Raw genomic sequence first — 13,487 nt, 5'->3', positions numbered from 1 at the left:
TAGCCAACCCAAGCCCCGCACTGCGGGGCTTTACCTTGCCAGTCGCCACGGGTAGTGTGCTGGGCAGCCTTTTTTGAGGATGCCGCAATGCCCTATCGCCTGCTCTCCCCCCTCCACGATACCGCTTCACCCGCACAGATACTGGCGCAAGAGCAGTGCTGGCTGCGCGACTGTGCCCATGACGGCCAGCCCCGCGCTCACCTCTGGCAGGCGCCCCAATGCCTGATTGTCACCCGCAAGGATACCCGCCTCCCCCATTACGAAGCCGCCTGCCAGCAACTTGCAGCTGAAGGCTGGCCGGTACATGTGCGCGACAGCGGCGGCACCGCCGTGCCCCACGGGGCGGGGATCCTCAACCTATCCCTGCTGCTGCCTCGTACCACCGCAGATCTCGCCCACTACTACCGGCTGCTGGGGGCGCCGCTGCTGACCCTGTTGGCGGAGTACGGCCTTGAGGGAAGCTATGACTTCGTGCCCGGCTCCTTTTGCGATGGTCAGTACAATCTGGTGATCGGAGGACGCAAGATCACCGGTACCGCCCAGCGCTGGCTGGCGCCGGGGCAGGATCACCAGGGCGCCGTGCTGGCGCAAGCCATGCTGCTGGTGGCGGGTGATGTGGATGAGGGAACCAGGATGGCGAGCCGCTTCTACGAGCTGGCGGGCGGCGAGCTGCGCTTTATGACGGGAACCTCCACCACGCTGGCAAGCTGCATCGATTGGCGCGGTAGCGATCAGGCACTGGTAGAGAAAGTGCGAGCACGTCTGGATAGCCTGCTGAGCGAGGGGCTACCCCCCCATCCTGACCTTATTCCGAAGGGAGAGGGAAAGTCCCCGTCCATAGACACGGCGCACAAAAAAGCCACGACCGGAGTCGTGGCTTTTTCTTTTCAATGGACACGTGAAACGGGCCGAGGCGTTCAGGCCGTCTGCGGCTCCGGTTCGGCTTCACCATCTTGTTCGCGACTAAAGTAGGCGCGGGTCTCGGCGAGCACCACATGGCGCAGGCCAATCAGGCCGATGAGGTTGGGCACCGCCATCAGACCGTTAACGATATCGGCCAGCAGCCAAATCATATCCAGATGGAGAAAAGCACCGCTCGCCACCAGCACCAGATAGATGAGGCGGTAGGGCTTGATCGCCTTCACCCCGAACAGGTATTCGGTGCAGCGCTCGCCGTAGTAGTTCCAGCCAAGGATGGTGGTAAAGGCGAAGAACAGGAGGCCAATGCTCACCAGATACTGGCCGACATGGGCATCAAGCCCCTGGGCAAAGGCCAGACTGGTCATGGCCGCGCCGCTTGCATCGCCGCTCCACACGCCTGTGACCACCAGGGTCAGGCCGGTCATGGTGCAGATGATGATGGTGTCGATGAAGGTACCTGTCATGGAGACCAGCCCCTGCTCCACGCACGAATCGGTCTTGGCCGCCGCCGCCGCGATGGGTGCAGAGCCCAACCCTGACTCGTTGGAGAAGACCCCACGCGCCACCCCGGACTGAATGGCCAGCATGATGCTGGCACCGACGAAGCCGCCGGTCGCCGCATGGCCGGTGAAGGCACTCTCGATCACCAGCATGACGGCATCGGGCAAGGCGCTGGCGTTATTCACCAGCACGCCCAGACAGGCGACGATGTAGAAGATGGCCATGAAGGGCACCACCTTGCTCGACACGCTGGAGATGGACTTGATCCCTCCCAGGGTCACCAGCGCCACGATCAGGGTCAGCACCACGGCGGTCGCTTCACGGGGCACCGAGAAGGAGAGGCTCATGGCGTCGGAGATGGCATTGACCTGCGGGAAGGTACCGATACCGAAGAAAGCCACGCCGATGCCGAACAGGGCAAACAACTTGGCGAGCGGCTTGGAGCCAAGCCCCTTCTCCAGATAGTACATGGGACCACCCGCCATCTGGCCGTTGGCATCCTGCTCGCGATATTTCACCGCCAGCAGACACTCGGCGTACTTGGTGGCCATGCCGAACAGCGCCGCCATCCACATCCAGAACAGGGCACCCGGGCCCCCCAGCTTGATGGCGGTGGCCACCCCGACGATGTTGCCGGTACCTATGGTGGCAGAGAGGGCGGTACAGAGGGCGCCGAAGCTGGAGACATCCCCCTGCTTGCCCTGCCCCTGATCGCGACCAAAGACCAGCCGCAGAGCGAGCGGCAAGCGCACGACCTGAAGCAGACCCAGACGCAGGGTGAGATAGATACCGGTCCCGACCAGCAGGATCAGCAGGGGCGGCCCCCAGATAAAGCTATCGATGGCGGTTAACGCCGATTGAATTGATGACATGCATCCTCCTTAAGAAACAGAAATTAAGGAGGAGAAGGATGATCTTCCCATAGGTGTCGCGATCCCCAGAGGCGATCGGATGCGGGCCAAGCCCAGGTACAACCATCCCATCCCCTCTGTCCTTTTGCCTGAGAGTTTCCGGCGCCAGCCTGCCCTTGCGGGTAGTCATGGTGCCTTGCTCCTTCGGCGCCCGATTTAACGGGTCTCTCCAGAGTATCGTCCAGTAGCAGTCCACACCGGTTGCCCGGTACCTGAAAGATTCACTTCTTCGGTGGATGGTTGCCCATCGCTCTCCTGCTACCTTCATCCGAACTAGTTTGGATTAGGAAGTCGGCATGTTAATCCAAAAAATGTGAGCTGTCTCGCACTTGGCCACTCCCATTTATATTTTTTTAGTGACCGCCAGAACCGCGGCAAGAATGTTAAATGTTAGTTAACTATCAACAAGTTAGGCTCTCACGGATCAAATGTGGCCCAAACGGGAAAAATGGCGGATAGAGAACAGTGATCCCTCTCGTTTCGCCAAGAAAATCTTGCCGACATATCCAATCAAAATGCTTGCACACAGAATCAATAAGCCGATAATTCGCTGCATAACCAAGCACTTTGTTATCAATTTATGCACTGTGTTCGGTTGGTCCCACCGGACCGCTCGCCTGACCCGGCCGTCGCCGGTTCAATCGCATATGGCTTGGGCATATCACGCCCCCTAAGGACTTTCAAAAGAGAATGAACGACGCCCTGGTTGCAAAAGATGTGGTCGCACAAGATTACCGTCAGCTGGTTGAACAATTCGGCTCCCCCCTGCTGCTGCTCGACAAGGCAGCCGTCCGCAAACAGTATCGGGCCCTGGCCGCCGCCCTGCCCGATGTACGATTGCACTATGCACTCAAACCCCTGCCCCATGAGGCGGTGGTCTCTGTCTTGAAGGAAGAGGGGGCCTGTTTCGATCTGGCCACCAATGGCGAAGTGGATCTGGTGCGCAGTCAGGGGGTTCGCCCGGGCCGTTGCATTCATACCCATCCCATCAAGCGCGACAGCGATATCCGTTATGCGCTCGAGTTCGGCTGCACCGTGTTTGTCTACGACAACCCGCTGGAGCTGGAGAAGTTCATTCCCTACAAGGACGAAGTGAAACTGCTGCTGCGGGTCAGCTTCCCTAACCCCGAGACCAAGGTCGATCTCTCCAAGAAGTTCGGCTGCACTCCGGAGCAGGCGCTGCCGCTGCTGCAACTGGCCCACGCCAAGGGGATCAAGGTGATGGGGCTGTCGTTCCACGTCGGCTCGCAAGTGCCTCATGCCCGTCGCCATGTGCAGGCCATCGACGCCTGCCGCGAGATCATGGAGCAGGCCTGGGCGCTCGGGCTCAAGCCCTGGGTGCTGGATATCGGTGGCGGTTTCCCGGTGGATTATGAAGGGGGCGAGTTCGATATCGACGGCTTCTGCGCGCCGATCCGCGAAGCGCTGGCCAAGCTGCCCGCTACCGTGCAGAAGATTGCCGAACCGGGCCGCTTTATCAGCGCGCCGGCCATGACTTCGGTTTCCAGCGTGATGGGCAAGGCCCACCGCGGCGACAAGATCTGGTACTACCTGGATGACGGTCTCTACGGCAGCTACAACGGCCAGCTCTATGACCACGTCACCTATCCGGTGAGCACGCCTTATGCCAGTGGCGAGCAGCACAACTCGGTGCTCTCCGGCCCCACCTGCGACAGCGTGGATGTGATCCGCGATGGCATCATGCTGCCGGATCTGGCTATCGGCGAGTTGGTGGTTGGCAAGGTGATGGGCGCCTACACCTGGGCCTCGGCCTCCACCTTCAACTTCTTCCCCAAGGCCAGCATCCTCATTCTGGACAGCAGTCAGAAGGGGCAGAAGCTGGTGGCAGTAGCCTGAGCACACCGCTCGCTCGCCAACAGGTTCACTGGGCAAAAACAAGAGGGGGAAGCTTGAGCTTCCCCCTCTCTCATTTCACCAACCCCTATCAGATAAACTGACTGGTCAGCAGCCAGCCGGTGTAGGCGACGAAGCAAGTCAGCAGCACGCCCCCCTCCAACCGGTTGATACGGCCCTGCCCCTTGCGGCCCAGACACATCACCAGCAGCAGCAGGGTTAGCCCCATCATGATGCTCCAGTCACGGGTGAGCACCTCCGGCGCCACATCGAGCGGGTGGATGCCCGCCGCAATCCCCACCACCGCCAGGGTGTTGAACAGGTTGGAGCCGAGCACGTTGCCAAGAGCCAGATCATGCTCGTTCTTGCGAATGGCGATGAGGGACGAGGCCAGCTCCGGCAGGGAGGTTCCCACCGCGACTATGGTAAGGCCAATCACCAGATCGCTGATGCCGAGCGCCTGGGCGATGGTCACCGCCCCCCAGACCAACAGGCGGGAAGCGCCGATCAGCAGCACCAGCCCGACCACCAGCCAGAAGATGGCGCTCTTGAGGGACATCCCCTCGCTCTCGATATCCTCGGCGGTCTCGGTATCCAGCGCATCTCCCTTGCCATTCATGCCAGCCCAGATGGACCAGCCCATCAGGGCAACGAAGACGGCCCCCAGAATGACCGCATCCATCCGGCCCAGATGACCATCGATCAGTAGTGCGCCGGAGAGCAGGGTAATACCGAGCAGAATAGGGATCTCCTTGCGTACTACCTGAGAGGCCACCGCGATAGGGCTGATCAGTGCCGTCAGACCCAGGATCAGCGCGATATTGGTGATGTTGGAGCCATAGGCATTGCCGAGCGCCAACCCGGGATTGCCCTGGGACGCCGCGAGTGCCGAGACCACCATCTCAGGGGCTGAGGTACCAAAACCGATGATCACCATGCCGATCAGCAGCGGCGGCATCCCCGCATAACGGGCGGTGGCAGCAGCGCCATCGACAAACTTGTCTGCACTCCAGACCAGCAGCGCCAGTCCGGCAATCAGGGCAACAAAAGCCAGGGTCATAGGATCTTCATCTCTTGTTATCTGCAACGAAGCGCCAGCCCAAACGGGCAGGCACCATGGGAAAGTGGCGCCAGTGTAGCTGTGCCACCTCCCATTTCAAGGGGAAATCAAACCGTGATTAACATTTCACAGTGCAGCCAGCAGGCTCGCGGCATCGGAGACCTCAAACTTGCCCGGCGCCTCCACAAACAGCTGCTCGACTACACCATCGTTGGCGATCAACGCAAAGCGCTGGGCACGGATGCCGCCAAAGGCGCCGGTATCCTTGGCCAGATCCAGCGCCCGGGTCCAGCTGCCATCGCCATCCGCCAGCATGGTGATCGCCTCGGCATTCTGGGCCGTCTGCCAGGCCCGCATCACGAAGGCGTCGTTGACCGACAGACAGCAGATGGCATCCACCCCTTTGGCCATGAACTGATCGGCCAGCACCACATAGCCGGGCAGATGGGCATTGGAGCAGGTGGGAGTAAAGGCGCCGGGCACCGCAAACAGCACTACTTTTTTACCGGCGAACAGCGTCTGGCCATCCCGCAGCTGCTTGCCCTCGGCGGTGATAAAGGTAAATTCGCCCGCAGGCAGGGGTTGTCCTACAGCAATCATGATTTCTCGTCCTGAGTCGTGATGGGAAGTCGCCAGTTTATCCCAGAGTGACGATGCTGCCTAACAGCGGCTCTGAGCCTGACCATGGATAGCGGCAGGCATTTTCCCCTTGGGCAGACTACTCTTGAGCTGGTTTCACGGCGCCAGGAGGCCCCATGCAACACTATTACGATGGTCTGGAAATTCGTCCCCCCGCCATGCGCGAACAGCAACAACTGGACCAGCTCAATCATCAGCTTACCCATGTCAGTCAATATTGCGCCGGTTACTCCAGCGCCTATCGCCAGTGCCGCCTCGAGGATCTGGCAGAGCTGGCCACCCTGCCACTGCTCGACAGCAAAGAGCTCTTTGCCGCCCAGCAAGCTCATCCCCCCTTTGCCGGTCTCACCGGCCGTCCGGCCAGTCAGGCGCTGCGGGTATTCTCCTGTCCGGGCCAACTGGCCATCCCCGAATATGCCGGGGCAGACTGGTGGGGCGCCGCCCGAGCGCTGTTTGCCGCCGGTTTCAAGGCGGGGGAAGTGATGCTCAACGGCCACGACTATCATGCTGGCCCCACCGCCTTTATTTTCGATAACGGCGCCCGCCAGCTGGGGGCTCCCGTGGTACCCTGCGGCCCCCACGATACCCAGCGCCAGCTGGAGGCACTGCTGCGCTATCAACCCACCGGCTATGTCGGCCCGCTGGTGACCCTGCTCGACCTGCTGGAAGCGGCCGAGGCGGCGGAGATCCCGAGCGACTCGCTGCGCCACGCCCTACTGTGCGAAGCAACCCATCCCGAAACGGCACCGCTGCGCGCCATTCATGGCATTGCGGCCCTCAACTGTCTGGTGTGGCAGGATGTGGGGGTGGTGGCCTACGAGAGTCAGCCCGGTCAGGGCTTTATCGTCAACGAGAGCTGCATCGTCGAAATCATCGATCCCGCCAGCGGCAATCCCGTCAGTGGCGACGAGACCGGCCAGCTGGTGGTGACCCGGCTCGATCTGGAGTATCCATTGTTGCGTCTGGCCACCGACTGGCAGGGGCACTGGATCGCCAAGCAGAGCGCTTGCGGGCGCACCAACCGGCGCCTCAAGCTGGTGTAGCAGATCAACTAAATGCACAAAGGCAGACGGGCAGCCATCAGGCTGCCCGTCTTGTCTCTGAACTGGAAAAGAAAATATCTAAAGGGAGACGTTAGCGTCTCGCCTGCCAAATGGCGATGGCGAGCAGGGAGTCGGGGGTAAATTCACTGGCGCGCTCGGCAATCTCGGCCAGGCTCATCCAGTGCACCGCGCTCACCTCTTCGGCCTGCAACTGCAGCGGCCCCTGATAACGGCAACTGAAGAGGCCACCCCAGACCCGGTAGCCCTCCCCTTCCGCATAAAAGCTGCCAAAGCCCTGCAGAGGAACATCCATAATCCCCAGCTCCTCGGCCAACTCGCGGCGGGCGGAGCGCTCCATCTCCTCACCGGTGGTGACCACGCCACCAGCGCAGGCATCCAGCATGCCGGGGCAGAAATCCTTGCTGAGGGTGCGTCGCTGCACCAGGATCCGATCCGCGTCATCGAGCACCAGAATATAGCTGGCGCGATGGCAGAGATTCTCGCGCCGCACCTTGGCTCGCTCGGCCACGCCAATCACCCGGTTGTTCCCGTCCACCACATCAACCCATTCCACGCACAGGCCCTTTCGTTTGTTCCATTCAAGCCCGCAGTATATCGGTGCGGTGGTTTGTCATGGCACAATTTTTTCGATGACGCCGTCAATTTGCCGAACTCACTGGCAAAATAAGGATTCATGCAAATCTTTATAAACCGTCATATCAGTGTCATCGACCGACACCATAGTGTGCCCTGTCCAGGCAATCAGGGAACCGTGTGATGAAGGTATTCAAGCAGTTATCCCCACGGCAGATCGCTCGCTACATCAAGAGCTTTCATCGAGGCTATTTTGCCATCGAGTCGCTGGGGACATTTGAATTCAACGCGGGCAGGATCAGCCTCCATGGCCTGACCTGCCGCCAGCGGCTAAGACTGGCTCGCCAGATCAATCTGGCGGTCAGACAACTTGGTCACCGCGACCCCTTGCCGGACATGTGAGTCAAAGGGTCTTGCCCTACTGTCTGTTGTGCATCCATGCTTTGCCCGCCGGCTACTGGCCGCGCGGGCCGTTTTCGATATCGGTAATGATGCCGTTGCGCACCGTCACAAAGCGCATGAACTCGTTCTTGCCGAAGTTGTAGGTCCAGCGTTCACCATATTTGACCTGCACCATGTTGCCAAACTGGTTCTCCTCGTTGCGGTTGAGCTCTTCACGCAACATCGGCTCACCGCACTTGAGCAGCATCTCGGCGGTGGTGTCTCCCTCGGTGATCAGGGCGTTCTTGCAGCGCATGGCATCAGCACTGGCCGGAATGCTCAGCAGCAACAGAGCAAGCCCCGCTACTTTCTTCATCTTCTTGCTCATCGGGTTCTCCTTATCCTCTCTAATGAGTCGCAGTATGCCTGTTCCCGTTTCTGAAAAAACCAGTAAAAAGCGCAAAAGTGCCGCCCTTTTCTGCTCTCCAGCCCGCTGGTCGCGACAAATGCTGTCTATCACATAACCCAAAAGCAAACGGCGACCCGAGGGTCGCCGTTTGCATCAAGCCAGCAGGATCACAGGATGTCCAGCAGCTCGACTTCAAATACCAGTGCAGAGTAAGGCGGGATGGAGCCCGCGCCACGGGCACCGTAGGCCAGATCGTGGGGGATGTAGAGCTTCCACTTGGAACCAACCGGCATCAGCTGCAGCGCTTCAACCCAGCCAGCGATCACGCCGGTCACCGGGAATTCAGCCGGCTGGCCGCGAGCAACGGAGCTGTCGAATACACCACCGTGGGTGAAGGTACCGTGGTAGTGCACACGCACGGACTGACCGGCTACCGGAACGGCACCGTTGCCTTCTACCAGCACTTCGTACTGCAGACCGGAGTCGGTCACCTTCACTTCAGCGCGCTTGGCGTTGTCAGCCAGGAAGGCTTCGCCGTCAGCAGCGGCGGCCTTGGCGGCGGCTTCCTGCTCTTCTTGCATACGCGCAGTGATCACCTGGAAGGCATCATTGATATCGTCACGGCTGACCGCGAACTCCAGACCATTCAGGGCATCTGCCAGACCTTGTTGCAGGGCCGGGATATCCAGACCGGCGAAGGCTTGCTGCGCCAGCTGATCACCCATGTTGCGGCCGATGCCATAGCTGGCCTTCTGTTCGATAGAGTCGTATTGGGACATTGAGATGTTACTCCAGATCCATGTAGTAAAGAGGCGGGATAATATCAGACTTTTGGCCGGGGTGCTGCCGGGGGCGCCCCTGATTTCCCCGTCAGTGGGAGGAACTTCACACAAGATGCGGATGAACGCCGCCCAACGGCGGCGATCTACTTAACCGCGATCCAGCAAGGCTCTGACCGCAGTGACCTTGGCGCCATCGGTGATATTGACCCGACCATCATCCGAAGTGCCCATATTTACGCCATGGGGCACCATGCCGCCGCGCCAGCCCATGCCGGACATATGCACTTCGCTCACCCCGGTGAACTCGATGATGGTACGCACGTTGTCGGCATTGACCCCTGCCCCCGGCATCAGGCTGGCACGCCCCGCCAGCGCCTGCTGCATCTCTTTCAGGGTCTCCAGCCCAGCCAGCGCGGTCGGCGCATGGCCCGAGCTCAGAATGCGCTCACAACCGGCAGCGACTATGGTCTCCAGATCGAGGCGCCAGTCGGAGGAGAGGTCGATGGCGCGATGGAAGGTGACCCCCAACGATCCTGCTGCATCCACCAGCTGTTTGAGCTTGGCGGCAGGCACCCGCCCCTCCTCATCCAGCAAACCGACCACCACCCCTTGCAGCCCCGCAGCACGTGCGGCCGCAATATCTTGCAGCATCATCTCGAACTCGCCGTCATTGAAGCAAAAATCCCCGGCACGCGGGCGGATCATGGCATAAACCGGCACGGTGGCATGGCGGGCTGCATGCTGCATAAAACCGTAGGAGGGGGTCAGGCCGCCCAGACCCAGCGCAGAGCAGAGCTCGATGCGATCCGCCCCGGATTGCTGGGCAGTAAACAGGGATTCCAGGTTGTCGATACAGATTTCAAGACGGGTCATGAGGACTCCTTTTTCGTGGAGATCAGACCCCACATCTGATCTCATAGATTGAGCAAGGCTGCGCCGCGCACACCACCGGCACCGCCGAAGCGGGCCTGGCGGATCTCGGGCAGGGCGACCCCGGGCAGCAAGTGGCCGGGCAGACGCAGCGGCAGCTGTTCATAGAGGGCGGGCAGGCCGCTCAGGCCGCCCCCCAATACCACCACCTCGGGATCAATCACCGAAATGGCGGTGGCAAGCCCGGCGGCCATGATCTCCAACCAGCAGTCGACCGTCTCGACCGCATGGGGTTCATGGGCCTCGAAGCGCCCCACAATCTGGTGACCCGTGGCGCGCTGGCCATGGAAATGGTGATAGAGACGCTCCAGACCGGTGCCGGAGGCATAGGTTTCAAAACAGACCAGACGGCCGCAGCCGCAACGGGGACGGGGCAACTCGGGGTACTTCATCAGCATGGTCGCGGGCAATGGGTAGTGACCAATCTCGCCAGCCAGCCAGTTGCGCCCCTGAATAAGCTTGCCCGCCAGATAAACAGCGCCGCCGATGCCGGTACCGATGGTGACGCCGAGCGCACTGCCGGCGCCGTCGGCGGCACCCTGATGCACTTCGGACCAGAGGAAGCAGTTGGCGTCGTTATCCACCTTGACCGGCCGCTCCAGCAGTTCGGCCAGATCTGCGCCCAGATGGCGACCATTGATGGAGGGCAGATTGGCCGCCACTATGCTGTGATCCTGGCTATTGATGACACCGGGAAAACCGATACCGACCGAGCCCCGTGCGCCGAAGCGGGCATCCGCCTGCTCGACCCGGGAGCGGATCAGCTGCTGCAACCCCTCGTAATCGTTGCCCGGGGTGCTCATGCGCTCCTCGTGGCAGAGGTTCAATGCACCGTCATAGACCGCAAAGGCGATCTTGGTGCCACCGATATCAAAGCCGTAATACATGCCAGCACTCCCTTGTCAGCCCGTGTTTATCCAACTCTGTTTCAAGGGGGACATTGTATTAATTCGCAAAAAAAATAAAGTGACCGAAGGCGAAAAACGGGAGAGTGATCAGAGCAAACGGCTCATTTGTCGCTGCAGGCAGGGCTGCCCGAGGCTTATCAGGGTGCGCTCCTCGCCATCAAAGACGAAGCCACGGCGCAGGTAGAACCCCTCGCCGATGTGGTTGCCATCGAGCAGCCACAATTTGACGCTATGGCAGCCGGCGCGGCGCATCTGCATCGCCACCGCCTGCCACAGCCGTTTGCCATAGCCTTGTCGCCAATGGTCGGGATGGAGGTAAAAGGCGCGGATCAGGGCGCTGCTCTGCCCCGCTTCCTGCTGTGGTTGCCAGTAGAGCAGGCCAATCACCACCTCATCGAGACAAAGCAGCATGGGCCTTGGGCCCGGCTCGGCCAGACGGCTCTGCCAGATCTGCAGATGGGCGGTGACGTCCAGCTGCTCCAGCAGGTCGGCACCGAGCACCTTGCCATAGGCAGCGAGCCAGCTGGCTCGCTGCATCACCGTCATGGCAGCAGCATCGTCGCTGCGCGCCATGCGCAGGCTTATGCCTTGCATTGGGGCACCAGACCGTTGGCGCGGGCCTGCTCATAGAGCGGCAGCACTTGCGCCTGTTGCGCCTGCAACTCGGCGATCCGGTTCTCGTTGCTCGGGTGGGTAGAGAGCAGTTGCGGCGGAGTGTTGCCACCGGCGGCGGCACTCATGTTTTGCCACAGGGGGATCGCCTCGGCCGGATTGAACCCGGCGCGCGCCATCAGCTCAAGTCCGAGCCGATCCGCTTCGCTCTCCTGAGTACGGCCATAGGGCAACATCACCCCCACCTCGACCCCGAGGCCAAGGGCAGCCATGGTGGCGCCGCGATACTCGCTGGTGCCCATGGCGATGTCCGCAGCCGCAAGACCAATCCCCGCCAGCTGGCTGCGCGAGAGTCGCTCGTTGGAGTGCTGGGCCAGCACGTGAGTCAGCTCGTGGCCGATGACGGTCGCCAGCTGATCCTGATTCTTGGCCACCTTGAGCAGGCCGCTGTAGACCCCGATCTTGCCGCCGGGCAGGGCGAAGGCGTTGACCTGTTTGGAGTCAAACACCACCACTTCCCAGTTGGTGATGCCATAGCTGGCCGGCACCTGGGCGGTCACCGCCTTGGCGACACAGGAGACATAGGCGTTGAGTTTGGCATCCTTGCTCACCTTCTCCTGCTTTTTCATCTGCTCGAAGGAGTCAGCGCCCAGCTGGTTCATCTGCTGGGGAGAGTAGAGCAGCATCTGGCTGCGGCCGGTCGGCGACTGGGCGCAGGCGACCAACAGGGAACTACAGAGGGCTACCAGGCCAAACTTGGTGAGGGACGCAATCATGAAGGGATCCTTTGCCATAACGTTGCCCTATTCTCGGAAATGCCGCCCTGCTGCGCAAGGGAGCCAGCCCCCGGCTGGCGGAAAAATATCCATCCTGCGCTATTAACAAAACTGACAGCCGACAAAAACAAAACGAGCCCGCTTGGGGCTCGTTTTATCAGGGCATGCTGACTGCAGGCAGTTACATGATACCCAGCTTTTTCAGGTCAGCCTGTACCACCTTGGCCGGCACCGGCACGTAGCCATCTTTGGCAACGATGTTCTGGCCTGCTTTGGAGAGCATCATCTTGACGAACTCTTGCTCCATCGGGGAGAGCGGCTTGTTCGGATGCTTGTTCACGTAAACGTACAAGAAGCGTGACAGCGGATACTTGCCGGTGATGGCGTTATCGGAGGTCGCTTCGATGAAGGTCTTGCCATCTTTGGAGAGCGGTACTGCACGCACGCCGGAGGTGACATAACCGATACCGGAGTAGCCGATGCCGTTCAGGGAGGCAGAGACAGACTGCACCACGGAGGCAGAACCCGGCTGCTCGTTCACGCCGCTCTTGAAGTCGCCGTTACACAGGGCGTGCTCCTTGAAGTAACCGTAGGTACCGGATACGGAGTTGCGACCGAACAGTTGCAGATCCTTGCTGGACCAGTTGCCGTCCAGACCCAGATCAGACCACTTGGTGGCAGCCTTGGCTTCGCCGCACTTGAGGGTGCTGGAGAAGATGGCGTCGATCTGCGGCATGGTCAGCCCTTTGATGGGGTTGTCCTTGTTGACGAACACCGCCAGGGCATCGACTGCAACGCGGATGGCAGTCGGCTTGTAGCCGTAACGCTTCTCGAATGCTTCCTCTTCACCGGCCTTCATGGCACGGCTCATCGGGCCGAACTGGGCAACACCTTCGGTCAGGGCAGTCGGGGCGGTAGAAGAACCGGCGGCCTGGATCTGCACGTTGACGTTGGGGTACAAACGCTTAAATTCTTCGGCCCACAGGGTCATCATGTTGGCCAGGGTGTCAGAGCCGACAGAGGACAGGTTGCCCGAAATGCCGCTGGTCGGTGTGTAATCCGGCAGGTCTTTATCCACACCGGCAGCCAGGGCGCTGACAGAAAACAGGGTTGCTGCGGTGAATCCGATTACACCAGCCAGTTTGTTGAGTTTCATCCAATCTCTC

Annotated in this window: 14 protein-coding genes, 1 pseudogene and 1 riboswitch; of the genes and pseudogenes, 4 read left to right on the top strand and 11 right to left on the bottom strand. The window is 60.6% G+C overall.

Annotation, left to right across the window (positions count from 1 at the left end):
• Positions 1 to 87: 87 nt before the first annotated feature.
• Positions 88 to 783, top strand: a pseudogene (locus tag ACTG2J_RS05640) (lipoyl protein ligase domain-containing protein); the annotation flags it as partial.
• Between the two features lie 134 nt (positions 784 to 917).
• Here the strand turns inward: ACTG2J_RS05640 and ACTG2J_RS05635 are convergent.
• Positions 918 to 2,294: an alanine/glycine:cation symporter family protein gene (locus ACTG2J_RS05635; RefSeq protein ID WP_274160698.1), complete on the bottom strand. Its 1,377-nt coding sequence runs from the start codon at positions 2,292 to 2,294 to the stop codon at positions 918 to 920.
• A 106-nt stretch (positions 2,295 to 2,400) separates the two neighbouring features.
• A riboswitch (glycine riboswitch) is annotated at positions 2,401 to 2,516 on the bottom strand.
• Between the two features lie 507 nt (positions 2,517 to 3,023).
• Here ACTG2J_RS05635 and ACTG2J_RS05630 point away from each other — a divergent pair.
• Positions 3,024 to 4,190 carry a type III PLP-dependent enzyme gene (locus tag ACTG2J_RS05630; RefSeq protein WP_058056704.1) on the top strand — a complete coding sequence of 389 codons (1,167 nt, stop codon included), beginning with the start codon at positions 3,024 to 3,026 and terminating at the stop codon, positions 4,188 to 4,190.
• Positions 4,191 to 4,278: 88 nt separating this feature from the next.
• Here the strand turns inward: ACTG2J_RS05630 and ACTG2J_RS05625 are convergent, their stop codons facing one another.
• Together ACTG2J_RS05625 and ACTG2J_RS05620 are read right to left on the bottom strand one after the other, a co-directional pair.
• On the bottom strand, positions 4,279 to 5,247 hold the full coding sequence (locus ACTG2J_RS05625) for a calcium/sodium antiporter (RefSeq protein WP_005343920.1): 969 nt from the start codon (positions 5,245 to 5,247) through the stop codon (positions 4,279 to 4,281).
• Between the two features lie 126 nt (positions 5,248 to 5,373).
• Positions 5,374 to 5,847, bottom strand: a complete 474-nt coding sequence (locus ACTG2J_RS05620; RefSeq protein WP_113738927.1) for a peroxiredoxin — start codon at positions 5,845 to 5,847, stop codon at positions 5,374 to 5,376.
• A 155-nt stretch (positions 5,848 to 6,002) separates the two neighbouring features.
• On the opposite strand from ACTG2J_RS05620, the gene ACTG2J_RS05615 reads away from it, so the two are divergent.
• Positions 6,003 to 6,929 carry a phenylacetate--CoA ligase family protein gene (locus ACTG2J_RS05615; RefSeq protein WP_113738928.1) on the top strand — a complete coding sequence of 309 codons (927 nt, stop codon included), beginning with the start codon at positions 6,003 to 6,005 and terminating at the stop codon, positions 6,927 to 6,929.
• A 91-nt stretch (positions 6,930 to 7,020) separates the two neighbouring features.
• Here the strand turns inward: ACTG2J_RS05615 and yfcD are convergent, their stop codons facing one another.
• Entirely contained in the window at positions 7,021 to 7,503 is a 483-nt protein-coding gene (yfcD, locus tag ACTG2J_RS05610) for an NUDIX hydrolase YfcD (protein WP_113738929.1), read from the bottom strand.
• Between the two features lie 203 nt (positions 7,504 to 7,706).
• On the opposite strand from yfcD, the gene ACTG2J_RS05605 reads away from it, so the two are divergent.
• On the top strand, positions 7,707 to 7,925 hold the full coding sequence (locus ACTG2J_RS05605; protein ID WP_005338403.1) for a DUF1107 family protein: 219 nt from the start codon (positions 7,707 to 7,709) through the stop codon (positions 7,923 to 7,925).
• Positions 7,926 to 7,977: 52 nt separating this feature from the next.
• Here the strand turns inward: ACTG2J_RS05605 and ACTG2J_RS05600 are convergent, their stop codons facing one another.
• The 7 genes from ACTG2J_RS05600 to ACTG2J_RS05570 all read right to left on the bottom strand — a co-directional run bounded on the left by ACTG2J_RS05600 (position 7,978) and on the right by ACTG2J_RS05570 (position 13,477).
• Positions 7,978 to 8,292: a DUF2845 domain-containing protein gene (locus ACTG2J_RS05600; protein WP_005338404.1), complete on the bottom strand. Its 315-nt coding sequence runs from the start codon at positions 8,290 to 8,292 to the stop codon at positions 7,978 to 7,980.
• A gap of 188 nt (positions 8,293 to 8,480) precedes the next feature.
• On the bottom strand, positions 8,481 to 9,092 hold the full coding sequence (locus ACTG2J_RS05595) for an FKBP-type peptidyl-prolyl cis-trans isomerase (protein WP_005338405.1): 612 nt from the start codon (positions 9,090 to 9,092) through the stop codon (positions 8,481 to 8,483).
• Positions 9,093 to 9,242: 150 nt separating this feature from the next.
• Entirely contained in the window at positions 9,243 to 9,968 is a 726-nt protein-coding gene (locus ACTG2J_RS05590) for a copper homeostasis protein CutC (protein ID WP_113738930.1), read from the bottom strand.
• A 41-nt stretch (positions 9,969 to 10,009) separates the two neighbouring features.
• Positions 10,010 to 10,912 (bottom strand): ROK family protein, encoded by a 903-nt coding sequence (locus tag ACTG2J_RS05585; RefSeq protein WP_005343908.1) that lies wholly within the window; start codon positions 10,910 to 10,912, stop codon positions 10,010 to 10,012.
• A 108-nt stretch (positions 10,913 to 11,020) separates the two neighbouring features.
• Complete coding sequence (locus tag ACTG2J_RS05580) at positions 11,021 to 11,527, bottom strand: GNAT family N-acetyltransferase (protein WP_058059158.1); 507 nt, start codon at positions 11,525 to 11,527, stop codon at positions 11,021 to 11,023.
• Complete coding sequence (locus tag ACTG2J_RS05575; protein WP_005358873.1) at positions 11,515 to 12,321, bottom strand: M48 family metallopeptidase; 807 nt, start codon at positions 12,319 to 12,321, stop codon at positions 11,515 to 11,517. Before ACTG2J_RS05575 ends, ACTG2J_RS05580 begins: the two co-directional genes overlap by 13 nt.
• A 181-nt stretch (positions 12,322 to 12,502) precedes the next feature.
• Positions 12,503 to 13,477 (bottom strand): PstS family phosphate ABC transporter substrate-binding protein, encoded by a 975-nt coding sequence (locus ACTG2J_RS05570; protein ID WP_005338411.1) that lies wholly within the window; start codon positions 13,475 to 13,477, stop codon positions 12,503 to 12,505.
• Positions 13,478 to 13,487: the final 10 nt, after the last annotated feature.

The sequence above is a fragment of the Aeromonas sp. 6P genome (assembly GCF_051919525.1).
GTDB lineage: Bacteria > Pseudomonadota > Gammaproteobacteria > Enterobacterales > Aeromonadaceae > Aeromonas > Aeromonas veronii.
The sequence above is the reverse complement of the archived record's forward strand: the minus strand, read 5'-3'. Positions and strand labels throughout refer to the sequence as shown.